Source organism: Pectobacterium atrosepticum (assembly GCA_019056595.1).
Taxonomy (GTDB): domain Bacteria; phylum Pseudomonadota; class Gammaproteobacteria; order Enterobacterales; family Enterobacteriaceae; genus Pectobacterium; species Pectobacterium atrosepticum.
Window position 1 is genome coordinate 3,345,275 of record CP036163.1, and the last position, 23,791, is coordinate 3,369,065.

Sequence of the window (23,791 nt, forward strand, 5' to 3'; positions counted from 1 at the left end):
TTAATTAACGTTCTACCCAGCCGAGTGTGCGACGGGCAAACGCATCGCGCATCAGCGGCAAGTTATTCATGGCGATCAGGCCCAGATTGCGGCCGACCGCCAGCGCGGTATAGCGGTTAGCAAATAGCCTGACCAGCCCATCGGTGATCGCGACGGTGGTGTGTTGATCGGGTTCGCGGCGTTGTTGATAGCGGCTGAGCACACTGTACTGGCCGATATCCTGCTGGTTTTTCGCCGCCTCGACGAGTGTTTCTGCCAGCGACATGACATCGCGAATTCCCAGATTAAAGCCTTGTCCGGCAATCGGATGCAGCGTTTGTGCCGCGTTGCCGACCAGCGCTAGCCGATGGCTGGTGTGCTGGCTGGCGGTTAGCAAGCGTAGCGGATAGCTATGGCGTTCGCCGATGTGGGTGAATTGCCCCAGACGCCAGCCAAAAGCCAACTGTAGCTGTTGGCGAAACTCGGCTTCGCTCCATCCATCGACGTCGTGTTGACGATGTTTATCATGGCACCAGACGAGTGAGCTGCGACCGTTACTCATCGGTAACAGCGCCAGCGGACCGTGCGGGGTAAACCGCTCAAATGCGCGCCCGCGATGGGGTTCGGCGGTGGTCACGTTGGCGATCACCGCGACCTGATCATACTCATGCTGTTGCCAGTGAATCCCGCAGGATTGCGACAGCATAGAATGTGACCCATCGGCGGCAACCAGTAGCTGGCCTGTGAGCGCAGTGCCATTATCCAACGTTAGCGTGGCGTTCTGTTGCGTCCGCGTGACGGCAACCACTTTGGCTGGGCAGTGCAGACGCACGCCCGGTGCCTGTTGCAGCAGGGAAAACAGACGCTGACCGACGTCGTGCAGTTCAACCACATGGCCCAATGCCTGAACGTGATAATCCGCCGCGTGCAGATTCACTACGCTGGCATGCCCGCGTTCGCTGACGTGAATGTCGGTTATCGCCGTTGCATTGCCAGACATCGCTTGCCAGATACCCAGCGCCGCTAGCTGCTGGCGTGTGCCATCAGACAGCGCGAGGGCACGCGCGTCAAAACCCGGGTGTTCCTTGTCGAGTGGTGAATATGCCTCGATAAGGTCAACCGGTATTGTGCCCTGTGAGAGCCGTGATATCGCCAGCGCCAGCGTCGCGCCCGCCATTCCACCACCGACAATCATGACCGCCATGCTGTTGTCCTTTGCAATTATGTCGTTGTCCTCTGAAGGAACTGCTTAGTGCTGCGTGTCATGCCGTTGCGCCATCAGCGCTTCGATGGCATCAGCGTCTTTGATTACGCCCGCTGTCAGGTTTTCATTACCGTTTTCGGTGATCACGATGTTGTCTTCAATGCGCACACCGATACCCCGATACTGTTGTGGCACTTTGGCATCGGGTGCGATGTAAAGACCCGGTTCGATGGTTAGCACCATACCCGGCTCAAGCGGGCGGCCTCGATCGGTGGATCCGTAATTGCCCACATCGTGCACGTCCAGACCCAGCCAGTGGCTGAGGCCGTGCATGAAGAACTGACGATGAGCCTGTTCGGCAATCAGTTCTTCGACTTCACCCTTCATCACGCCGAGCTTGATGAGCCCGCTAACCATGATGCGCACCACGTCTTCGTTGACTTCGCGGATGCTGCGGCCCGGCCCAAACAGCTCCAGTGCGCGCAGCTGTGAGCGCAGCACGATGTCGTAAATAGCACGCTGCGGCGCGGTAAACTTACCGTTGACCGGGAAGGTGCGGGTGATATCGCCAGCATAGCTTTTGTATTCACAGCCAGCGTCAATCAGCACCAGATCGCCGTCGCGCATTTGTGTTTCGTTTTCGGTGTAATGCAGGATGCAGGCGTTGTCACCGCTGCCGACGATAGTGTTGTAAGACGGGTAGCGTGCGCCGTGACGGGTAAATTCGTGGTGAATTTCGCCTTCGAGCTGATATTCATACATGCCTGGGCGGCATTTTTGCATAGCTCGTGTATGAGCTAGCGCCGTAATTTCACAGGCGCGACGCATTATGCTGATTTCCGCAGGCGATTTGAACAGGCGCATTTCATGCACCCAAGGACGCCAGTCGGTCAGCGTGGTAGGCGCGGCAAGCCCCTGACGGGTGCCATTGCGCAGGGTTTCCAGCGCGGAGAAAATCAGCTTGTCGGCGTAATCGTACTGCCCCTGCGCGTGGTACACCACGTCCAGCCCATTCAATAACAGATGCAGCTGTGTGCTGATTTCGCCAAATGGCAGTGCGCGGTCAACGCCGAGTTTGGTGGGTGCCGCTTCCTGACCCAAGCGACGGCCAAACCAGATTTCGGCCGTCAGGTCGCGAACGCGGTTGAAGATTACGCTGTGATGATGTTTGACATCGCTTTTTACCAGCAGCAGAACGGCTTCTGGTTCGTTGAAACCCGTGAAATACCAGAAATCGCTATTTTGACGATAAGGGTAGTCACTGTCGGCATTGCGCTGCGCTTCCGGCGCGGAAAAAATAATCGCTGCGCTGCCTGGTGCCATTTTTTCCAACAGACCCTGACGACGACGAAGAAATTCTTGTGGATTCATCACCTGCTCCTGAAAATTGTCCGTGCGGTTACCTTTCCCTTCCGACCTCAATAAGGCACGCTTTTTATAAAATAGCGTTTTTCATAAGACCGCCTTGCATAAAAATCAATGCAGCGTTGGCTTTTGCAGTTCGGGTGCCGTCACAACGCGTTGGTTGGTAAATTCGGTATGGCACAAAATGGCAGAAACGCGAACATACTCAATTACTTCTTCCATTGATTGCTCCAGCTCTTCCTGATCTTCATCTTCGTCATAGCCAAGCTGTGCGATGTTGCGTAAATCTTCAATAGCTTCTTTCAGCTCGCCTTTAACCTTATTCAACTTCGGCTGAATGACGCCCAGGCCAAGCAGAAAGTGGTTAACCCAGCCTGCCAGCGCATCGGCGCGATCGAAGACGCTCACCTCGTCCAGTGAATCATCTGGCAGGAAAAGCTGAAACATGAAGCCATCATCTTCCAGTGCTTCTCGCGTGGCTTGATACAGGTCCTGAAGCGGCTGAGACAGCGTTTGAGTAAACGCCATACCTTCATTGGTCAGTTCAAAAACCAGCGTTCTCCAACTGTCGTCATGGTTTCCACCACACAGCATACCGCTGATCAAGCCGTGCATTTCTGCTGCGGTCAGCGCGACTTGCTGTTGGTGAAGCAGTTGGTTAAGGCCTTCATAGGCAGGAAACGTATTCTCTATAGACATGCGGATTCGTCATCGTTGGCTGAATTGGTTCGTGCTATGCTACCACCAAGCTCCCTTTGGATTCCAGAAAGGGCTTGTATCTTAGATCTCGGCTATATATAGTTGCGCCCGCTTTAACGAACCCGATGTAACGGGTAATGCTCATGCTATGCGGCACGCGGGCGCAAGAACGAAAAAAGGCAGGAAGGTGGTATGTCTGCACAACCAGTAGATATTCAAATTTTTGGCCGTTCGTTAAGAGTGAATTGTCCGCCAGAACAACAGGAAGCGTTGAATCAGGCAGCGGAAGATCTTAACCAGCGGTTGCAAGATCTTAAAGTTCGCACTAGAGTCACAAACACTGAGCAACTGGTGTTTATTGCTGCGCTAAATGTGTGCCATGAACTGGCGCAGGAGCGGGGTAAGACGCGTGATTATGCATCGAATATGGAACAGCGTATTCGTATGTTGCAGCAGACCATCGAGCAGGCGTTGCTGGAACAGGGCAAGATCACGGACCGTCAGGGTACACAATTTGAATAACGTCGTATTTTGACAAAAGTACGGTGTTTTTACGCGATAAGACGTGCTAAGGTTTATCGCAAGTAACGAATAAAATTTCTCTGAGATGTTTGTCAGCGGGCCAGTCCCCTGAGCCGATATTTTATACCAAACAGAATGTAATGCTCTGCGGTTGGTGCGCAAGCTCGGTTCGTCCGAGAAGCCTTAAGACTGCGACGTTATGTTCACCTTGAACCAAGGGTTCAAGGGTTACAGCCTGCGGCGGCATCTCGGAGATCCCCTTTCTTTTATCACTCTTGACCCGTGGCGAATGCAGCCCATGTCATCTTCTGATACGTCAATTCTTCCCAGCACTTCACCATCCTCTACGGCAGCATCACGTCAGCAGATTCGTCAGGCTGTGCGCCAGCAGCGGCGTTTACTGACGCCGGAACAGCAGAGATTATTTGCACTACAGGCGTGTGAACGCGTCATGGCACACCCAAAAATCATACGGGCAGATAGCGTGGCAGTATTCCTGTCGTTTGATGGCGAGCTGGATACGCACCCGTTGATTCAACAGCTGTGGCAGCAGGGAAAGCGCGTTTACTTGCCAGTCCTGCATCCGTTTCGCGCTGGATATCTGCTGTTTCTGCGCTATGCGCTGGACACCGAGCTGGTGCGCAATCGTCTGAAGATTATGGAACCGCGTCTGGATGTACGTCAGGTTTTGCCGTTACCTCAGTTGGATATTCTTCTGACGCCGCTGGTGGCGTTTGATCATCAGGGGCAGCGCTTGGGCATGGGCGGTGGTTTTTACGACCGTACGCTGCAGTATCGCAACCAGATGTCTCGCGGGCCTTACCCAATTGGACTGGCCCACGATTGTCAGCAGGTTGACGCACTACCAGTCGAAAGTTGGGACATTCCGTTGCCGGAAATTATTACCCCCTCCCGTCATTGGCAGTGGAACACGCGCTAGTTTTTTATCTGTTCGGGCGACCGATCGTGGCCCAACATCTGCTGTACCAATTCCACACAGTGCAGGAAACGCGAATCGTAATCCGGTTCTTTGATGTACACGTATGGGATATTATTTTTAGCCAGCATCGTTTTCAGCAGGTCCTGGAATTCCGAACGAGCGGTGGTACTGCCTAAACTGCGCAGCCCGTCGGCTACCCACGGCGTGTTGTTTTCCAGCAAAATCACCAGATCGAAGCGGTATTCGTCGACTAGTGCCTGAACGAACGGATGTTCACGGCCTTCATATTTTTTGCAGAACGCCTGAGTGGTGACAAAATCGGTGTCGATAAAGGCCACTTTATTGGCATATTTTACCGCAAAATCAATGTACTGTGCCTGACCCAACGCGATTTTGTCGTAGTCGGAATACTGCAAGGCCATCTCGTCGCCACCCAGATGGGAGAACACGTAATCGCGACCATATTCCCAGGCGCTGGTGGTGTTGAAGATATTAGCCAGCTTGTTTACCAGCGTGGATTTACCACTGGATTCCCCGCCAAGAATAGCAACGGTACGCACAAAGAACGGCTTCACTTCGGTTGGGATATAGTCCCAATAACGGAAGGGATCGTGGCGGATCTGGGAGCCGCTGATGTTCATAAAGGACCGCTGCGGGTCGATCAAGACGGCCTCAATGCCCAGATGCTCACGATATTGCAGAGCATCCTGTTCTTCGCTGGTGTAGACGAAGTTGGGTGCGATGCTTTTTTCCTGCATGAACGCCTGAATCCCTTTACTCCACACATCCCAGCCGTGCGGGTAGGGTTCCATCCCTTGCTCATTAAAGGCGTGAATATGAATATTTTTCTGATATTTAAAGGTCTGCAACAGCCAGCGCAGACGGTCGCTGACGGTAGGTTGCTGTGACATTGAGCTGTTCTCAAACAGCAGACGGTCGCGCGGCTCGTCGTAACCTAAAATCACATGCAGTTCATCGACCTGGCTGCATGCGCGTTGAATCAGATAAATGTGGCCGGTGTGTAGCGGATAGAACTTGCCGAAGACGACGCCAATATTCTTTTCGTAGCGTGGGAATTCCAGCTCAAGAAACCGATGCAGCGCTTCAAGTTTTTGTGCGCTAGGGCTTTTGATTTTGGCATTAAGTAATTGACTGAGATAGCCTTTGGTCATATCGGTTGCGTCGGCAACCTGCTGTAGGGTGCAACCCTTCTGGCGGATAGCGGATTTCAGGTAATCAAATGATGACATGGTGCAACACTCTTGTTTAGCCTACTAAACAAAATACCACAAGATAAGGCAACGTCCGCTACTCTTTCACACCCCTGTTTTAGCTCAAGGTTAACAGGAGGGAAGAGCTGCGGATGGCTTTCTGTCGTTGGTTTAGAGGTCGTCGAGGATCGCCAGCGCGTCGGCCAGTTTTTTCACGCCGAATACCTGCATACTGGCTGGAGCTTTCTTCGGCATATTGGCATGAGGAATGATGGCGCGTTTGAAGCCGTGCTTGGCGGCTTCGGTAATCCGTTCTTGGCCGCTGGGAACCGGACGAATTTCGCCTGCCAGACCGACTTCACCGAAGATGACCAGATCCTGTGGCAGCGGGCGATCGCGGAAGCTGGAAACCAGCGATAGCAGAAGCGCAAGATCGGCGCTGGTTTCGGTCACTTTGACGCCGCCGACGACATTCACGAACACATCCTGATCCGACATTTGTAAGCCACCGTGGCGATGCAGTACCGCCAGCAGAATCGCTAATCGGTTTTGCTCCAGCCCGACCGCAACGCGACGCGGGTTGGCCATCATCGATTGATCTACCAGCGCCTGAATCTCGACCAGCAGCGGACGCGTACCTTCCCATACCACCATGACTGAACTGCCAGACGTCACTTCGTCACCACGGCTGAGGAAAATGGCTGACGGATTGCTGATCTCACGCAGCCCTTGTTCCGTCATGGCGAACACGCCTAGCTCGTTAACGGCACCGAAACGGTTTTTATGGCTGCGCAGCGTGCGAAAGCGCGAGTCTGCATCGCCGTCCAGCAGTACGGAACAGTCGATACAGTGTTCCAATACTTTCGGCCCGGCGAGTGAGCCGTCTTTGGTGACGTGGCCGACCATCACAATGGCGACGCCGCGCGTTTTAGCGAAGCGCGTCAGGTAGGCGGCGGTTTCTCGCACTTGCGCCACGCTGCCGGGAGACGATTGAATGTCGGTGAGATGCATGACCTGAATGGAGTCTATCACCATCAACTTCGGCTGTTCTTGCTCGGCAATCAGGCAAATCTGTTCGATGCTGGTTTCCGACAGCATGTTGAGATTCTGAGTTGGTAGATTGAGGCGGTGCGCTCGCATCGCCACCTGCTGCAATGATTCTTCCCCAGTGACGTACAGGGTTTTCATATGTTCTGACAGCTTGCAGAGCGTTTGCAGTAACAGCGTACTCTTACCCGCGCCGGGGCTACCGCCGATTAGAATGGCGCTGCCTGGAACGACGCCGCCGCCCAGAACGCGATCAAACTCCAGAAAGCCAGTGGAAAAGCGAGGTAACGCTTCAAGGCTGATTTCTGAGAGCTTTTGCACCCGGCTGACACCTGCGCTCTCACCCGCATAACCAGTGAGACGGTCAGATCGTGATACGGACGCCGACGCCAGGCGAACTTCGGTAATGGTGTTCCAGGCGTGGCAAGCACTACACTGCCCTTGCCAGCGCGGATAGTCAGCTCCGCATTCATTACATACAAACGCCCGTTTGATGGCTTTTGCCACGTATCACCTCCTACTGATTAACGCTTTTCGTGTCTCATGCTGCCGCTGAGGATGCAGAGCACACCGGTCAGATCGGCATGACGGATGGTTACCGCAGACTGCTCATTGACCTTGGGTTTGGCGTGATAGGCAATGCCTAAGCTGGCTGTCTTGATCATCGGCAGATCGTTTGCGCCGTCGCCGATAGCAACGGTCTGGTGCATTGGAATCTCCAGCTTTTCCGCTAACTGTTGCAGCGTCGTGGCTTTATATTTTGCATCGACAATCGTGCCGATGACTTCACCGGTCAGTTTGCCATCTTGCATACCTAATTCGTTGGCAACGGCGGCGACCAGACCTAATTCGTCACGCAAATAATCGGAAAAGTAGGTAAACCCGCCCGATGCAATCGCTACGTGCCAACCCGCTTCCTGAAGCTGGCTAACCATATTATTCAAGCCCGGCATCAGCGGCAGCGTTTTGCGTACCGTCTGTAAAATAGTGGCGTCGGCACCTTTTAATGTCCCAACCCGCTGACGCAGGCTGGCGGCGAAATCCAGCTCGCCACGCATCGCGCGTTCAGTGACTTCGGCCACCAGTTCGCCACTGCCTGCCAGCTTGGCGATTTCATCAATGCATTCGATCTGAATCGCAGTGGAATCCATGTCCATGACCAGTAAACCCGGCGAACGCAGCGTTGGCGCGTTGCTCATGGCAGCGACATCGATACCCAATTCGTGAGCCAGCTTGGTTGCACGTGGCGTCAGTGTGCCCGCTAAACGGACAACCTGATAATCGCCCACGTTCCAGGCGCTAACGATAACCATGGCGCTTCCCAGTTTACGCTGGTAGCGAGAAATCAGGTTTTTATCGAGGACGTCGCTATAAATCAGCCAGCCGGTATCGCCAGCGCGGTAGTCAAGCGGCATCACTTCGTCACCGCTCAGTGATAATGGCAGTCCCGGCCAACAGTTGATCTCATTCGGGAGATCACGATAGGTCAGACTATTCGACATGGGGAAAATCCTCTGCTGGCAGTAGTGCGATAAAGTCGTGTGATAAAAAGGGATGTGGCGTCGGCCAAACATATCCCTTCAAAAACTGGGCAACAAGCTATCCTATCGTCGGCGCTTCTGGCAACATGAAAGTATCCAAATCGTGTAAGGATTATCATGGTTCGCGCCCGGGTAAAATTTCGTCTACACCGCACGGCGATTGCGTTGATCTGTCTCGCCCTGCTGGTGATATTAATGCAAGGCGCGTCCTATTTCAGTCTGAGCCACCAGATGGCACGTTCTGAGCAGGTTGAAGATCTGGCACGCACGCTGTCCAGACAAGTGGCTTATAGTCTTTCGCCGCTGATGGGTAACGTGGATGATAACGGCCAAAAGATTACTACCATCCTCAAACAGCTTACCGATAACAGCCGTATTCTGGATGCTGGCGTGTACCAGCAGGATGGTTCGCTGGTGGCGCATATCGGTGAACAGGTGCAACTGCGAGACCGGCTGGCGCTGGACGGCAATCGGGTTGGTAGCTACTTTAACCATCAACTGGTGCAGCCGATTGAGGGAAAAGAGGGGCCTATCGGCTTCCTGCGCATCACGCTGGATACCCATGTATTGGCGACTGAAGCCAGACAGGTGGATAACACCACCAATATTCTGCGTCTGATGATTTTACTTTCACTGGCTATCGGCATCATTCTGACCCGCACGCTGTTGCAGAATCGTCGTACCCGCTGGCAGCAGTCACCTTATCTTCTTACTGCCAGTACGCCAGTGAAAGAAGAAGATGAGACAGAGAGTGAAACGCAGTCTGATGGCAGCGTGGTAGTGAAAAAAGACGGGGAAGAGAAAAGCCTCTGACACGCTGACGGCCACCCCGTACAAACGCCCTGTTTGTACGGAGGACGACGCGGCTATTTCAACTGCTGCTGGAACTGAAGCCAGTGTGTCTGAAATTTGCTGACTACCGAGAGATGATCGCTCTTGGTATAGCGGTCAGCCGTGGTTGCCGAGATATAGCTGCGAAAGCTGTCAAATAAAGAATCCGCACGCGTTGAGGCCGCCAGAGAAAAAATTTGCTGGCGTTGAACCTGCGTGGCTGATGTGCCTTCCGCGTTTCTTTGCAATTCCAGAAAAGTAGAATTTGTCTTATCGGTGTCTCCCGCGTCGACGCTGCGCTGATACTCATCTTGCAGAATGTTTTTTTCCAGATTACTCAGCGCGTCAGACTGGTACGTGATGAAGTCCTGAATATCCTTATCAGCGTTCTGATGAGCGCCGCTATCCACATAGCGGTTTTTCAATTCTTCCAACTTTGCGGCTTTTAGCGTGATTTCGATGCTATCGGTGGTATAGCTCCACGTTGTCACATCGGATGGTTTAGACAGTGCTTGATGAACCAGATCGACAAACTCGTCTTTACTGATGCTGCTGTCAGCTTTGAGGTTATTTGACCACAGCTCAAGGGCCATTTCGTTCTTGCTGATGTAATCAATAGGCAGATTGAGCGTCGAGTGAGTCTCTCTTTGTATCATGAGGTTACGCGTTTTAAGCATCTCTCCCTGCATTACATCTTGCTCTTCTTGGCTTAACGTGGCGGGTGGGGTGTTTGCTCTATTTTCTTTCAAACGAGCCACCGCTTCCGCAGAAATTTTTATATTGTTGGGGAAGGTGACGGTTTTTCCGGTAATAGGAGCGACGATCTGCACGCTGTCGGTTGTGGTGGGTTCTGTTGTTGTTAATTGCGTTGTAGCAGATGGTATCGCGGTGCTCTGGGCCTGAGAATTGCTATGACCCGTATTACTTACAGACAAGCTCATACTCTCTCCTTAAGTGCGATCAAATGGTTAAAAGTTGACCCAGAGATTATCGGCAAAGATAAATGATAACTTTATAAATGATTTACGCCGTAATTATTATAGCGGTATCAGAACGGTGACCGCAGCAGTGATGTCTCCGCGCTGTTTATGCCATCACCGATTGTGTCTGCACGTTAAATCAGGGAAAATGCTCGGCTACAGTTTATTTCCGCTTTGCCTGACGATCTGACATCGGTGTGTTGTTGACTTGATGCTGACGCCGGGTGGCTAACAAAAGAAACCTGAAAATCATGTCTCCAAGTGAATACGCCCGCGAAGTCTCTAAAAGAAGAACGTTCGCTATCATTTCTCACCCCGATGCCGGTAAAACCACGATTACCGAAAAGGTCCTGTTGTTCGGACAGGCGATTCAGACTGCCGGTACGGTAAAAGGGCGTGGTTCGAATCAGCATGCGAAATCCGACTGGATGGAGATGGAAAAGCAGCGTGGTATCTCCATTACTACGTCCGTGATGCAGTTTCCCTATCGTGAATGTCTGGTTAACCTGTTGGATACCCCGGGGCACGAAGACTTCTCCGAAGATACCTATCGTACGCTGACGGCGGTGGACTGCTGCCTGATGGTGATCGACACCGCAAAAGGGGTCGAAGATCGTACGCGTAAGCTGATGGAAGTCACTCGTCTGCGCGACACGCCGATTCTGACGTTTATGAACAAACTTGACCGTGACATCCGCGATCCGATGGAAGTGCTGGATGAAGTTGAGAGCGAGCTTAAAATTGCCTGTGCGCCGATCACTTGGCCGATTGGCTGCGGCAAACTGTTCAAAGGCGTGTACCACCTTTATAAAGACGAAACCTATCTGTATCAGACGGGTAAAGGCCATACGATTCAGGAAGTGCGTATCGTTAAAGGGCTGGATAACCCGGATCTGGATATCGCTGTGGGCGAGGATCTGGCAGCACAACTGCGTGAAGAGTTGGAACTGGTGCAAGGGGCATCGCACGAATTTGAGCTGGAAGCATTTCTTGCTGGTGAACTGACGCCAGTCTTCTTTGGTACCGCGTTGGGTAACTTTGGCGTCGATCACATGCTGGACGGGTTGATCGCTTGGGCACCTACGCCGATGTCGCGTAAAACGGATACCCGCGAAGTTACCGCAGCGGAAGAGAAGTTCACCGGTTTTGTGTTCAAGATTCAGGCCAATATGGATCCGAAACACCGTGACCGCGTGGCATTTATGCGTGTCGTGTCTGGGAAATATGAAAAAAGCATGAAACTGCGTCAGGTTCGTACGGGCAAAGACGTGGTGATTTCAGACGCACTGACCTTTATGGCAGGTGATCGTTCCCACATTGAAGAAGCCTACCCTGGCGATATTATCGGGTTACACAACCACGGCACTATCCAGATTGGCGATACGTTTACGCAGGGTGAAGATATGAAATTCACCGGTATCCCTAACTTTGCGCCAGAACTGTTCCGCCGCATCCGCCTGCGCGATCCGCTCAAGCAGAAACAACTGCTGAAAGGGCTGGTACAGCTTTCCGAAGAAGGTGCCGTGCAGGTATTCCGTCCATTGACCAACAACGACCTTATCGTCGGTGCAGTCGGTGTGCTGCAGTTCGAGGTGGTAGTTGCCCGTCTGAAAACGGAATACAACGTTGAAGCGATTTATGAGTCGGTTAACGTTTCTACCGCGCGTTGGGTGGAGTGCAGCGATGCGAAGAAACTCGAAGAGTTTACGCGTAAGAACGAACTGCATTTAGCGCTGGATGGCGGGAATAATCTAGCTTATGTGGCACCGACGATGGTGAACTTGAATCTGACGCGGGAACGTTACCCTGAAGTCACATTCCACCAAACGCGCGAACATTGATTTGGTAGATAGCGCTACAGTTTCACGAAAAAATGGTGACTGTGCCGTTTAAATAGTGACCATGTTGTTAAAATAATCATCACCCGGTTATATTTGGTTTTAGGCCAAAAATGCCGGGTGTTTTTATTTTTAAATGATTTAAAAATCAATGTCTTAATTTTTAATTTTTCCCTACGTTTTTTCTCACCTCGATGCAACAGACAAATCTGAATTGCTGTACATGTTCCTTCGTTACCCTGTGATTTTCCATTCTGTGGGCTATAGTTAACGGCGTGTTAACTGATTTAGCTCGTTCAACTGTTAACGTAATTTAAGTTGGTTCATTGTTTTGATTTGTTTCGCCTTTGCAATTCAATACTCTAATTTTTTATGCAAGAAGAAGGAATCATCGGAGTGTTGGTAACGTCATTATCACTTTGATTTGCTAATGACTGCACAGGCGTTAACGTGGCTCACACAGACTGTGTCGGGCTTAGAGAAAAGCATAAGAAGGAAGACATCGATGAAAAAGACCACATTGACACAATCGCTGATCGTAGTTGCTCTGGGTTCTATTCTGGCTGGCGGTGCCATGGCTGAAGAAACGTTGGGGCAGAAAGTAGAACGTATCGCGGACACAACTGGTGCAAAAATCGATAACTCCGCCAATAAAGCGTCTGGCTACATGAGTGACAGCGCTGTCACGGCAAAAGTGAAAAGCGCGTTGCTGGAAGACAAATCAATTACCAGCAGCGACATTTCAGTCGAAACATCAAAAGGTGTCGTTACACTGAGCGGCTTTGTCGGCAGTCAGGCACTCAGCTCTCGCGCAGTGGAAATTGCCACGCAGGTTGAGGGTGTCCAATCCGTAAGCGATAAATTACAGGTTAAAGATAATCAATCACAATCGGTTGGCGCGTATGCCGATGATGCCGTGATTACCAGTACGATTAAGGCCAAACTGCTGGCGGATGACATTGTTCCGTCCCGTAAGGTGAAAGTCGAAACTCAGGAAGGCGTTGTGCTACTGAGCGGCGAAGTGGACAACAAAGCGCAGTCCGACCGTGCTGAAAGTATTGTGAAGGCTATTGATGGCGTGAAAAGCGTCAAGAACGACCTGACAGTTAAATAACCGTCGCGATTTCGCACTGGGTTATCCGTAATAGCGGATAACCCGACCTAATCCGCATAATAAAACACCACCTGTGGATACGCAGTCAGGACGCACGAAGCGCGTCAGGATGACCACCACGATTTTTCATTTTGTCTGGTAAGGAGAGCGTATGTTTCGTTGGGGCATTATATTTTTAGTTATCGCACTGATCGCGGCGGCACTCGGTTTCGGCGGATTGGCTGGTACAGCAGCTGGCGCGGCGAAAATCGTCTTTGTAGTCGGTATTATTCTGTTTCTGGTTAGCTTGTTCACGGGTCGGAAACGGCCGTAGCACAGCACAGCGCATTATATCCTCTAAATAATGTCATACAGAGCACACAGCCGCGCCATGCGGCTGTCACATTTTACCGGCACACTACTCTTTTACCGACACTACTCGCGTATTTGCTGCATTTCGACAGTTTATCAGGAGGTTTATGATGAATAGCGATATCGTTGTTGGCAAATGGAAACAGTGGAAAGGGAACTTTCTGGCGCTGTGGGCCGATTGGTTTGACAGTGACTGTGCCTGGTTGGAAGGAAGTAATGATTACCTGTCTGGCGTCCTGCAAGAGGGTTACGGAAAAGCACACGAAGAGGTATCCTCAGAGAAAACCACGTTACACTGAGGCCTCACCGCAACGACAAGTCCGATTCTGCCATGATACTTTGGCAGGATATTACTTGCGCGTAGAGTAGATTGGGTCGCCTCATCTTGACGGGCTTAATCTTAGCGGAGAAAAGCGACGTGCCTTCTGAACGATACCGTTTTATCGATACCCACTGTCATTTCGACTTTCCCCTATTCTATGATGATGCACTGGAAAGCTTGCGTCTGGCGCAAGACTCTGGGGTTGAACGCATCATTATTCCTGCCGTAGCTTCCCAGCATTTTGAACGCGTATTGATGCTCTCTCGCACCTACTCTCCGCTTTACGCCGCACTTGGCCTTCACCCGCTTTATATCGCCGAACATCAAGAGAACGATCTGCTTCGTCTGGAAGAGGAACTGCGCCAATTGCCTGCAGGACTGGTGGCGGTTGGTGAGATTGGATTGGATCTCTATATGCCGGAGCCGCAGTTCGAGCGACAGCTTACCTTTCTTGAGGCTCAGCTTCGGCTGGCGAAAAAATACGATCTCCCAGTGATCCTGCACTCGCGACGCAGCCACGACAGGCTGGCGCAATTACTTCGACGTATTGAGGTGCCGTGTACAGGTGTGGTTCACGGATTTGCGGGCAGTCTGGCACAGGCGCAAGCCTTTATCCGGCTGGGTTATTACATCGGCGTAGGAGGGACAATTACTTATGACAGAGCGAATAAAACGCGTCAGGCGATCGCGCTGCTGCCGTTAGATCGGCTGCTGCTGGAAACTGACGCGCCCGATATGCCGATGAGTGGCTATCAGGGCCAGCCAAACCGGCCTGAACGTATTTCGTGTGCGTTTGAAACGCTGTGTGCGCTGCGAACGGAGCCGCCTGAAGAGATTGCAGAGGCGCTCTTGCAGAATTCGCTCAGGCTATTTGGGCGACGGACTCCAGAGTAACGCCGCTACCCGTACGCCACTATCATTCCCCAATCGCTCTGCTTCTGCTTTTCTCTTATTTCTGTGCCACAACAGACAGAACAGCCATTTCGATTTCATATACCAACCATGTAATTGTGACGAAGATCACTTTTTGGTGTTTTGGACTGTTCGATGTTGTATGTATTTGTGACATAAATTAGCGACCTTCACGGGCCACTCTTTATAATCAGCTCGCCAGCTTGTGCTTACCGTTCTGGCGAAATGATTTTTTATTATGCACTCACTTTTTTCACGCGTTATAGGGAACTGCACATGCAACTCGTTATGAGTCTCATCGGCATGATTGTTTTGATACTGTGCGCGGTTATGTTGTCCAATAACCGTAAAGCTATCAGATTGCGCACCGTAGCCGGTGCTTTCATTCTTCAGATCGGTATCGGCGCGCTGGTGCTGTATGTACCAGTAGGGCGCAAGATTCTGGAGGGTTTGACGGGTGGTGTAGCAAACGTTATCTCCTACGGAAATCAAGGCGTTTCGTTCATGTTTGGCGGTTTGGTCTCCGACAAAATGTTTGAGGTATTTGGCGGTGGCGGGTTTGTTTTCGCGCTCCGCGTATTGCCGATTATCGTCTTTTTCTCTTCCCTTATCGCTGTACTGTATTACATAGGCGTTATGCAATTGGTCATCAAGGTACTTGGTGGTGGATTGCAAAAACTGTTGGGAACGTCCCGTACTGAATCGCTCTCTGCGACGGCCAATATCTTTGTCGGCCAAACTGAAGCACCGCTGGTGGTTCGTCCGTATATTGCCAACATGACGCAATCAGAGCTGTTTGCGGTGATGTGTGGCGGTCTGGCATCGATTGCCGGTGCCGTGATGGCGGGCTATGCCCAGATGGGCGTGCCGTTGGAATACCTGATCGCTGCCTCCTTCATGGCTGCACCGGGCGGGTTACTGTTTGCCAAACTGATGGTGCCAGAAACAGAAAAAACGCACGACCATGATGAAATGGTTGGGTTTGTTGATGAAGACGAGCGTCCGGCTAACGTTATCGATGCGGCGGCAAGCGGTGCAGCTTCTGGTATGCAACTGGCCCTGAATGTGGGTGCGATGCTGCTGGCATTTATCGCCTTGATCGCTGTGTTGAACGGCATTCTGGGCGGCATTGGCGGCTGGTTTGACTATCCGCAACTGTCGCTGGAAATGATTCTGGGTTGGTGCTTTGCACCCGTTGCGTTCCTGATCGGTATTCCCTGGAGTGAAGCGACTGTTGCGGGTTCGTTCATTGGGCAAAAACTGATCGTCAACGAGTTCGTCGCGTACATGAATTTCAGTGAATATCTGAAAGCAGATGACGTGGTGCGGGCCGCTGGTTTGCAGGTTCTGTCTGATCATACCAAAGCTGTGATTTCGTTCGCGCTGTGCGGCTTTGCTAACCTTTCGTCTATTGCTATTCTTATTGGAGGTTTGGGCAGTATGGCGCCAACTCGGCGTCAAGATATTGCCCGCTTTGGTTTGAAAGCGGTTGCGGCAGGTACGCTTTCTAACCTGATGAGCGCCTGCATCGCAGGATTCTTTTTGGCCCTGTAGATGTAACCAGGCATTCTTGCAGTAGCGAGATGATGGGCGGCGAAAGTCGCCCATTGTTCGTTTAAATCCCTGCATTGTTCAGGGTTTAAACGTGGTCTACGCGGTGTTTACCGAGTGCTGGTGCGATATGCTTGCCTGAGTGGAGTGACATGCTTTCTGCTTTTATTGATGATGTTGAATGGATTACTTTTCCACGGGCAACGGACGGTGCCGCCTACCCAGGTATTACTGCTCGCTGCCATTTCCATTTGTCTGCCTATGACGACGCGCTTTTTGCCGAGGCGAATATTCCCTTTTCCGACGCGCTAGAGCGCGCCGTACCGAAACGACGCGCTGAATTTCTGGCTGGGCGTTGCTTGGCCAAGCGCGTATTGAACAAGTTGGATCATCCCGATTTTATTCTGCATAGCGGGGAAGATCGCTCTCCCCAGTGGCCGGTAAATATTGCCGGTTCGCTGAGCCATAACAAAGACAGCGTACTCTGCGCCGCACATCTGCGTAGCGATGAGCTGTCGTGCGTGGGGGTCGATATCGAAGGGTTTATGTCCGACGAGCGTGCGCAATCGCTGTGGCCTGGTATCATCGGTGACGAAGAGTACCAATGGTTTCAGGGGCGAGATGAGTCGTTCTGCTGTTTGCTAACAGTAAGCTTCTCGGCGAAAGAGAGCTTGTTCAAAGCGCTTTACCCGCAGGTCCGGCACTACTTTGATTTTCTGGATGCCAGACTGGTGGCGCTGGATATCATCAAGCGCGAGTTTGAGCTGGAACTGCTGACCGATCTGACACCGACGTTTTACGCCGGACGCCGTTTTAAAGGCGCGTACCTGCTGAGAGAGTACGACGTCACCACCTTCATCTGCTGCTAAAAAAGCCCGCGTTAGCGGGCTCAGAGCCGTTCATTAGAACTTATAGGAATCAGAACTTGTAGCTAACGCCGCCGTACACCGTACGTCCAGACAGGAAGTAGTCGTTGTTGGTCGCGACGTAATCCCGTTTTTCGTTGGTCAGGTTAGTGAGGCCCAGCTTAAGGTCCACATTTTTAACCGGCGTATAGGTGGCACCGATATCCACGGTGTTAAAGCCACGAGTCTTACTGACTTCTTTATCAAACAGATACTGGTTACCGGTGTATTGGTAAGCAATATAAGTCGATAGGTTATCTAACGTCTGCCAGTTCAACTGGGTGTTAACCGTATTTTTCGGTGTTTGTTTCAGTCGCATTTTTGTCGTGCGGTCTTCGGCATCGACAATAGTCCAGTTAGTGGTCCAGTTCAGGTCATCTGTCACATCGACCCAGAATGAGGTTTCAATCCCCTGAATTCGCGCTTTATTCACATTTTCGTAGGTGAGGCGCGTCGCAACTCTGTCCCAGGTCTGAACCTGAATCATGTCTTTAATATCGTTATTAAATAGCGTAACGCCTGCGCCAAAGCGTTCAGCTTCATAAGCGGTGCCGATTTCATAGCTGATTGACGTTTCTGGCTTCAAATCCGGATTACCTACCGTCTGGCAACGGCCACGGCAGGCGGCGATGGCATACGATTCAGATGACTGCGCAATTGAGGGGGCTTTAAACGCTTTACTGACGCCGCCTTTTACCACCCAGTTGTCGGTGAGGCTATAGGTGGCATAAGCGCGCGGGCTGAATTCTGTACCATAAGTCTCATGCTTATCGACACGTCCGCCGAAGGTTAATGCCAGGTCAGATAGCTTGAATTCGTCTTGCAGAAAGAGCGCTCCCTGACTCACGTCAATGGTGCTGTTGGGCAAGTTCATGCTGTGTTTCAATGAGGTTAGGCGATATTCTCCGCCACCGGTCAGTAGATGATCGCCCAGATAGCCGGAGGCCTGTCCGTCAACAGTATGGTTGTCCTGCGTAATGTCCGCTTTGCCATTATTGAGTTGGGAATTATCCATCAATTCCACATTTTCATAGAAATAGCGCAGACGCGTATCGACGTTATCCCAACTGCCGTTGTGCGTTAATCCCAGCCCCAGTCGCTCCATTTTTTGAATGTTGCGTACTGCCGTGCCATAGTTATTCCATCGTACGTCACGGTCGTCTTTGGTATATGTGGCGTCGAAATCCAGGCTCTGTTGGGCATCAATCAACCACGTTAAATTTCCCATCACACTGTAATTATCGCGTTTTTCCAGTGCATCGGTATTCTGATTTACCGATTGTTCAGTTTTCCATGCGTCACGTTTTCCGCCATCGGCCAGCAAGCTCCCCAGCAGCGTGTTTTCTATGAGTGGCCCGCTGATATAACCGTTCAGGCGGTTATGGTCGCCGCCAGATCCTTCTGTTGGCGCTTCAAAGTTATAGCCAATTTCGCCTTTGAGTTCGTTACTCGGTTGGTTCAGGATGACGTTAATGACACCGCCCAGAGCATCGGCACCGTACAGGGAGGACATAGGCCCACGGATCACTTCGACACGTTCGATCGCTGAGATGGGAATCGCACTCAGATCGAAATCATTCCCCATGTTGCCAGCAAGCGCATCGCGGGAATTGACCCGACGGCCGTTGATCAGCAGTAAGGTATAGTCCGCTTTCATACCACGGATCTTGATTTCGTTACGACCATAGCTGGTAGACGGGTTGATGTTAATGCCTGGCAGCTTTTTCACCGCATCGGAAACGTTATTCACCGACATCTTTTCCAGTTCGGCGTGGGTGATGACAGAGACGCTGGCGGGGGCGCTTAGCGTGGTGTGTTTCGTCTGTGTTGCTGTCACGACGATTTTTTCATCTGCCGCGTTTTCTGCCTGTGCCAGCGCAGGCAGTGTCAGTAACCCCGTCACCAGCAGGGCGCGATACACCTTGCTGTGTGGAAAATGATGATGTGAAAAGCGACTTTCCGGTTTTAGCTGCATGTCAAAGACCCCATCAAAGAGTGGAAAAAATATCCCCGTAAGTAACGTGCTGCCGACCCATTCGTTGCATGAATCGATCAGTTTATTGCTCAGTCACCTGTGCCGATTGGCGTGCTGCCATTTTCCGGCCACGTTCAGCCAACTGCGGAATCAAGCGTAGGGTCAGCAGCATGGCTGCCAGCGCAAATACGGTGCTGGCGATGGCGAGCTGTGAGAATCCGTCAATTTTTCCCTCTGCGGAGGTGCTCAGATAAGCGGCAGAGGCGACGCTGGCAAGCCCCGATGCCACGTTGGCCGCAGTTCCCTGATAGGACATGAACGCAGCGCGCTGATGCGGCAGCGGAATACCCGCGGTAATCGCCAGCGTGCTGCTGGAACGGGCCGCGCTGAGCGCCATGAATAGGGTGAACACCAGATACAGGGAAAGCGAAAAGGGCAAAACGAAACCGCAGAGAATGACAACGGCCAGCAGCAGCGTCGTTACCACGACCGTCTGGCTGGCATACCCGCGATCCAACAGGTTACCGCACAGTTGCATGGTCACCATGCTTGCCAGCCCGCCGCAGAGGTAGAGCAGGGAAATGTCATCCCGAGGGAAAGCGAGATTGAACTGAAAATAGTTGGAAAAATGGGGAATCAGCAGGAAATGCCCGAACATTTGTAGCGACATCACCGTCAGTCCCAACACGAAAAGGGGAGAGGCCAGCAGGTCCTGTAATACAGAAGTCGGTGCTTTACTAGGATCAAGCTTTTGCTGAGCCCGGTGCGTCGGCGGCATGGAAGGGAACCGCCACAGCACTAATAAAACCAACAGCAGGCCGCCGAGGCCGAACGTATAAAACGGCGCTTGCCAGTTAATACGGTGAGCCAGTTCCAGCGACAGCGGCATGATGACAATAGCTGCGAGTGAAAAGCTCATGCCGACATAGGCCAGCTGCTTTCCGCGTTCGTTGGCCGGCACAATATCGACAACCGCCGCCATCAACACACCGGATGCCGGCCCGGCAACACAGCCCGCTAGAATGAACAGCAGCAAAAGATCGGTTTGGCTGGTGGAGAACATACAGGCTGCCGTCAGGCCGAAGCGCAGCGTCAGCAGAACGATCAGGGCATGTTTACGGTTAAATCTGTCCAGATAAGGTGCGGCGAGGAAGCCGACGATGGCAGAAGCAAACGTTGCGCCGCCGCTGATGTAGCCGATGTTCTTGGCATCCATGGACAGGGCGCTGACGAAATCGGGTCCTAACGGCATCACCATCATCAGGCTACCGAGGGAAAGCATGTTGATGAGCAACGCCAGATGCACAACGGATCGGGTGTGCGGGCGGTACATGCTTTCATCCATGACAGGCTCACATTTAGACACAGTTAGTAAAATATTTGCGCAGTCTAGCGCAGCTTAATTTCATTGACAATGAATGATAACTATTTTCATTATCAACTGTGATGTGGGTTTTATAATCAATACATTCTTATTGCTAACCATTAACCGTTATGAAAGATGAACAATAAAATTGATTAACATCAATATAACCCCCAATTAATGGGCGTGAATAACCATTTTGTGGAAGGATTGACCGAACACGTTACTTCAGTGTAATTTAACTGCGCTTAATATGAATGATAATGATTTTAATAATCATTGGTATTTAATTTGCGAGCGCAGGAGCTGTCTTGTGGATACACTGATTTCAGAAACTGAAACATTTAGCGGACTAACCTATTCGGAACAGACCGCTTTTTTATATGCATCGGAACACCGAAGCCTTTCTACTTCCGGCTTATTTGAACGTATTTCGTCCCCTGTTTGTGCTCCAGGCTCGCACAATGACGAGCTTAGCCTTGCCATCGCGCAGGCATTCCAACGGGCACGTCAGGCAGGGCAATCGCTGCCTATTGTTGTGGGAGCGATTCCTTTTGATACCACGCAACCATCTTGTCTCTACATCCCTGATAGTTATACCGTTACGACGAAGTCTGAACTCGTCAGCCGTGCTCGTAAGCACACGACTGCGGCACCAAAAGCGTTAACGCTAAACAGTGTCCCAGACGAATGTCAGTTCAAGTCCATTGTGGCAGAGGCCGTTGAGCGCTTCCGTCGTGGTGAACTGAGCAAAGCAGTGCTGTCACGCATTCTGGACATTGAACTGGCGAGCCCTGTTAAGGCGCAAACGATCCTCAACAATCTGATGGTGCAAAACGCCGGTGGATATCACTTCTCACTGCCATTGCCGGATGGCTCTGTATTGCTGGGTGCCAGCCCTGAACTGCTGCTGCGTAAGCAGGGAAACGTGATTGTGTCTAATCCACTGGCGGGATCGGCACGACGGATGAACGATGAACATCTGGACTATCTGAACAGCCAGCGTTTGCTGAATTCAGGCAAAGACAAGCACGAGCATAAGCTGGTGGTGGACGACATTCGTCAACGCCTGATGCCGCTGTGCGCGTCGTTAACCATTCCATCGGCTCCCTCGCTGATGAGTACTGCCTCGATGTGGCACTTGTCCACTGCGATCCGCGGTGAACTGGCGAACCCGGATATGACAGCACTTCAGGTCGCCTGTCAGCTACATCCGACCCCCGCACTATGCGGTTTCCCCACGCAGGAAGCTCGTCAGTTGATCGCCGAACTGGAACCGCACGATCGTGGCGTATTCAGCGGGATCGTCGGCTGGTGTGATGCTAACGGTGATGGCGAATGGGTGATAGTCATTCGCTGCGGCACCATAAAACACAATAAAGTCCGCCTGTTTGCTGGGGCGGGTATTGTTGAGGCATCCGTCCCCGAGGATGAATGGGCTGAAACCGCCGCTAAATTAAACACGATGCTGAATGCGTTTGGGCTTAACTCTGGTGTGGATGGACTATGAGCATTGAATTTACGCCCTGGCCAGAGGAACTGGCACAGCGTTATCGCGACAAGGGATACTGGGTCGGCCTGCCGCTAACGGATGCCTGGGAACGTCATCTGGCGACACAGCCCGATGCGGTTGCGGTCGTGTGCGGCGAACGTCAGTGGAGTTATCGGGAGCTGGATCGACAGTCTTCCGCGCTGGCATCGCGCTTGACGCAAAACGGCCTGCGCTGTGGTGACACCGCGCTGGTGCAGTTGCCGAACGTGGCCGAATTTTACCTGACCTTTTTTGCGTTGCTGAAAATGGGCGTCGCGCCGGTTAACGCGCTGTTCAGCCATAACAAGCTGGAGCTGCTGTCTTACGCCACGCAGATCGAACCGCGCTTGCTGATCGCATCGGCCGAACATCCGCTGTTTGGCAATGGTGAGTTTTTGGATCGGCTACAAACGCAGGTCCCTAGCCTGAAAACAGTGGTGATGCTTGGAGACAGTCCGCTGGGGCACAGTCTGACGGACTGGCTGCAACCGCACGCTTCGGCCAGTAAGTACCAGCCTTCCGCGTCGGGGCAGGTCGCCTTCTTTCAGCTTTCTGGCGGCAGTACCGGCACGCCGAAGCTGATTCCCCGCACCCATGATGATTACTACTACAGCGTGCGCCGCAGCGTGGAAATCTGCGTGCTGACGCCACAAACCCGCTACCTGTGTGCGTTGCCCGCACCGCATAACTTCCCGTTAAGTTCACCCGGTTCACTGGGCGTATTTTACGCCGGTGGACGGGTCGTGTTGGCGTCCGATCCGGGAGCGATGACCTGTTTCCCGCTGATCGAACGTCATCAGATCGATATTACATCACTTGTGCCGCCTGCTGCCGCGCTGTGGATCCAAGCGGCAGAACAGTTTGGTGAAGCGCTGCGTAGCCTGAAGATCTTACAGGTGGGTGGGGCGAAGCTGAGTGAAACCGTCGCACGTCGTATTCCGGCGGTGCTGGGCTGTCAGTTGCAACAGGTGTTGGGGATGGCGGAAGGGCTGGTGAACTATACCCGACTTGACGACAGCGACGAGCACATTTTTACCACGCAGGGCTACCCGATGAGCCCAGACGATGAAGTGAAGGTGTTGGACAGGGACGGTAATCCGCTGCCGAGAGGCGAGGCGGGGCTATTGGCGACGCGTGGCCCGTATACCTTCCGTGGTTATTACCGCAGCCCGGAGCACAATACCCGCGCTTTCGACAGTGACGGTTTCTACCACTCGGGCGATGTGGTGCAGATGACCGAAGAGGGCTACTTGCGTGTGGTCGGGCGGGAAAAAGATCAGATTAACCGCGGTGGTGAAAAGATCGCTGCCGAAGAGATCGAAAATCTGCTGCTTAAACATGACGGCATTCTCCATGCCGCGCTGGTGTCCATGCCCGATCCGGTCATGGGCGAAAAAAGCTGCGCTTTTCTGGTGGTCAGCGATTCTTCGCTGAAAGCCATCACGTTAAGAAAATATCTTCGCAATCAGGGTATTGCCGAATTCAAACTGCCGGACCGCTTCGAGATGATCGACACCTTGCCCGTCACACCAGTCGGTAAGATTGATAAGAAATCACTCCGTCAGCGCATCCAGACCCAACTTAGCATTCAAAATAAATAAGGATTTTGT

The 23,791-nt window shown here is 52.1% G+C and carries 21 protein-coding genes and 1 other RNA gene; 13 read left to right on the forward strand and 9 right to left on the reverse strand.

Annotated features, from left to right (window positions below; all coding sequences use genetic code 11):
* Positions 1-4: 4 nt before the first annotated feature.
* From DCX48_15875 to DCX48_15885, 3 genes are all read right to left on the reverse strand, one after another.
* The gene (locus DCX48_15875) at positions 5-1,183 is read right to left on the reverse strand and encodes a 2-octaprenyl-6-methoxyphenyl hydroxylase (protein ID QXE15872.1); all 1,179 of its coding nucleotides are present in this window, start codon (positions 1,181-1,183) and stop codon (positions 5-7) included.
* Positions 1,184-1,228: 45 nt separating this feature from the next.
* Positions 1,229-2,554: a Xaa-Pro aminopeptidase gene (locus DCX48_15880; protein ID QXE15873.1), complete on the reverse strand. Its 1,326-nt coding sequence runs from the start codon at positions 2,552-2,554 to the stop codon at positions 1,229-1,231.
* Positions 2,555-2,659: 105 nt separating this feature from the next.
* Complete coding sequence (locus DCX48_15885) at positions 2,660-3,247, reverse strand: YecA family protein (protein QXE15874.1); 588 nt, start codon at positions 3,245-3,247, stop codon at positions 2,660-2,662.
* Positions 3,248-3,439: 192 nt separating this feature from the next.
* On the opposite strand from DCX48_15885, the gene zapA reads away from it, so the two are divergent.
* From zapA to DCX48_15900, 3 genes are all read left to right on the forward strand, one after another.
* Entirely contained in the window at positions 3,440-3,769 is a 330-nt protein-coding gene (zapA, locus tag DCX48_15890) for a cell division protein ZapA (GenBank protein QXE15875.1), read from the forward strand.
* 74 nt (positions 3,770-3,843) lie between these two features.
* Positions 3,844-4,028, forward strand: a non-coding RNA gene (ssrS, locus tag DCX48_15895) — 6S RNA.
* Positions 4,029-4,067: 39 nt separating this feature from the next.
* Entirely contained in the window at positions 4,068-4,709 is a 642-nt protein-coding gene (locus DCX48_15900) for a 5-formyltetrahydrofolate cyclo-ligase (GenBank protein ID QXE15876.1), read from the forward strand.
* Here the strand turns inward: DCX48_15900 and nadR are convergent.
* The 3 genes from nadR to DCX48_15915 form a co-directional block, all read right to left on the reverse strand.
* Positions 4,706-5,959, reverse strand: coding sequence for a multifunctional transcriptional regulator/nicotinamide-nucleotide adenylyltransferase/ribosylnicotinamide kinase NadR (gene nadR / locus DCX48_15905; GenBank protein ID QXE15877.1), 1,254 nt, complete (start codon positions 5,957-5,959; stop codon positions 4,706-4,708). The genes DCX48_15900 and nadR overlap by 4 nt on opposite strands.
* 132 nt (positions 5,960-6,091) lie before the next feature.
* Positions 6,092-7,474, reverse strand: a complete 1,383-nt coding sequence (gene radA, locus DCX48_15910; protein QXE15878.1) for a DNA repair protein RadA — start codon at positions 7,472-7,474, stop codon at positions 6,092-6,094.
* A gap of 17 nt (positions 7,475-7,491) precedes the next feature.
* Positions 7,492-8,469, reverse strand: coding sequence for a phosphoserine phosphatase (locus tag DCX48_15915; protein QXE15879.1), 978 nt, complete (start codon positions 8,467-8,469; stop codon positions 7,492-7,494).
* Positions 8,470-8,625: 156 nt separating this feature from the next.
* Here DCX48_15915 and DCX48_15920 point away from each other — a divergent pair, with 156 nt between their 5' ends.
* Positions 8,626-9,321 carry a YtjB family periplasmic protein gene (locus DCX48_15920; protein QXE15880.1) on the forward strand — a complete coding sequence of 232 codons (696 nt, stop codon included), beginning with the start codon at positions 8,626-8,628 and terminating at the stop codon, positions 9,319-9,321.
* 53 nt (positions 9,322-9,374) lie between these two features.
* Here DCX48_15920 and DCX48_15925 read toward each other — a convergent pair whose 3' ends face one another.
* The gene (locus DCX48_15925; protein QXE15881.1) at positions 9,375-10,280 is read right to left on the reverse strand and encodes a hypothetical protein; all 906 of its coding nucleotides are present in this window, start codon (positions 10,278-10,280) and stop codon (positions 9,375-9,377) included.
* Positions 10,281-10,570: 290 nt separating this feature from the next.
* Between DCX48_15925 and prfC the strand changes: the two genes are divergently transcribed.
* From prfC to DCX48_15960, 7 genes are all read left to right on the forward strand, one after another.
* The gene (prfC, locus tag DCX48_15930; GenBank protein QXE15882.1) at positions 10,571-12,160 is read left to right on the forward strand and encodes a peptide chain release factor 3; all 1,590 of its coding nucleotides are present in this window, start codon (positions 10,571-10,573) and stop codon (positions 12,158-12,160) included.
* 502 nt (positions 12,161-12,662) lie between these two features.
* A complete protein-coding gene (gene osmY / locus DCX48_15935; GenBank protein ID QXE15883.1) occupies positions 12,663-13,271 on the forward strand; it encodes a molecular chaperone OsmY in 609 nt (202 codons plus the stop codon).
* 151 nt (positions 13,272-13,422) lie between these two features.
* Positions 13,423-13,584 (forward strand): DUF1328 domain-containing protein, encoded by a 162-nt coding sequence (locus DCX48_15940; GenBank protein QXE15884.1) that lies wholly within the window; start codon positions 13,423-13,425, stop codon positions 13,582-13,584.
* 148 nt (positions 13,585-13,732) lie between these two features.
* Positions 13,733-13,921 carry a stress-response protein gene (locus DCX48_15945; GenBank protein ID QXE17270.1) on the forward strand — a complete coding sequence of 63 codons (189 nt, stop codon included), beginning with the start codon at positions 13,733-13,735 and terminating at the stop codon, positions 13,919-13,921.
* A 119-nt stretch (positions 13,922-14,040) separates the two neighbouring features.
* A complete protein-coding gene (locus DCX48_15950) occupies positions 14,041-14,838 on the forward strand; it encodes a metal-dependent hydrolase (GenBank protein ID QXE15885.1) in 798 nt (265 codons plus the stop codon).
* A 294-nt stretch (positions 14,839-15,132) separates the two neighbouring features.
* On the forward strand, positions 15,133-16,410 hold the full coding sequence (locus DCX48_15955) for a NupC/NupG family nucleoside CNT transporter (protein QXE15886.1): 1,278 nt from the start codon (positions 15,133-15,135) through the stop codon (positions 16,408-16,410).
* A gap of 149 nt (positions 16,411-16,559) precedes the next feature.
* The gene (locus tag DCX48_15960) at positions 16,560-17,276 is read left to right on the forward strand and encodes a 4'-phosphopantetheinyl transferase superfamily protein (GenBank protein ID QXE15887.1); all 717 of its coding nucleotides are present in this window, start codon (positions 16,560-16,562) and stop codon (positions 17,274-17,276) included.
* 49 nt (positions 17,277-17,325) lie between these two features.
* Here the strand turns inward: DCX48_15960 and DCX48_15965 are convergent, their stop codons facing one another.
* Positions 17,326-19,287 carry a TonB-dependent receptor gene (locus tag DCX48_15965; GenBank protein QXE15888.1) on the reverse strand — a complete coding sequence of 654 codons (1,962 nt, stop codon included), beginning with the start codon at positions 19,285-19,287 and terminating at the stop codon, positions 17,326-17,328.
* Between the two features lie 82 nt (positions 19,288-19,369).
* On the reverse strand, positions 19,370-20,620 hold the full coding sequence (locus DCX48_15970) for an MFS transporter (GenBank protein QXE15889.1): 1,251 nt from the start codon (positions 20,618-20,620) through the stop codon (positions 19,370-19,372).
* A 343-nt stretch (positions 20,621-20,963) separates the two neighbouring features.
* On the opposite strand from DCX48_15970, the gene DCX48_15975 reads away from it, so the two are divergent.
* Both DCX48_15975 and DCX48_15980 read left to right on the forward strand, forming a co-directional pair.
* Positions 20,964-22,160 (forward strand): isochorismate synthase, encoded by a 1,197-nt coding sequence (locus DCX48_15975; GenBank protein QXE15890.1) that lies wholly within the window; start codon positions 20,964-20,966, stop codon positions 22,158-22,160.
* Positions 22,157-23,782, forward strand: coding sequence for a (2,3-dihydroxybenzoyl)adenylate synthase (locus DCX48_15980; GenBank protein QXE15891.1), 1,626 nt, complete (start codon positions 22,157-22,159; stop codon positions 23,780-23,782). Before DCX48_15975 ends, DCX48_15980 begins: the two co-directional genes overlap by 4 nt.
* The last annotated feature ends 9 nt before the right edge of the window (positions 23,783-23,791 follow it).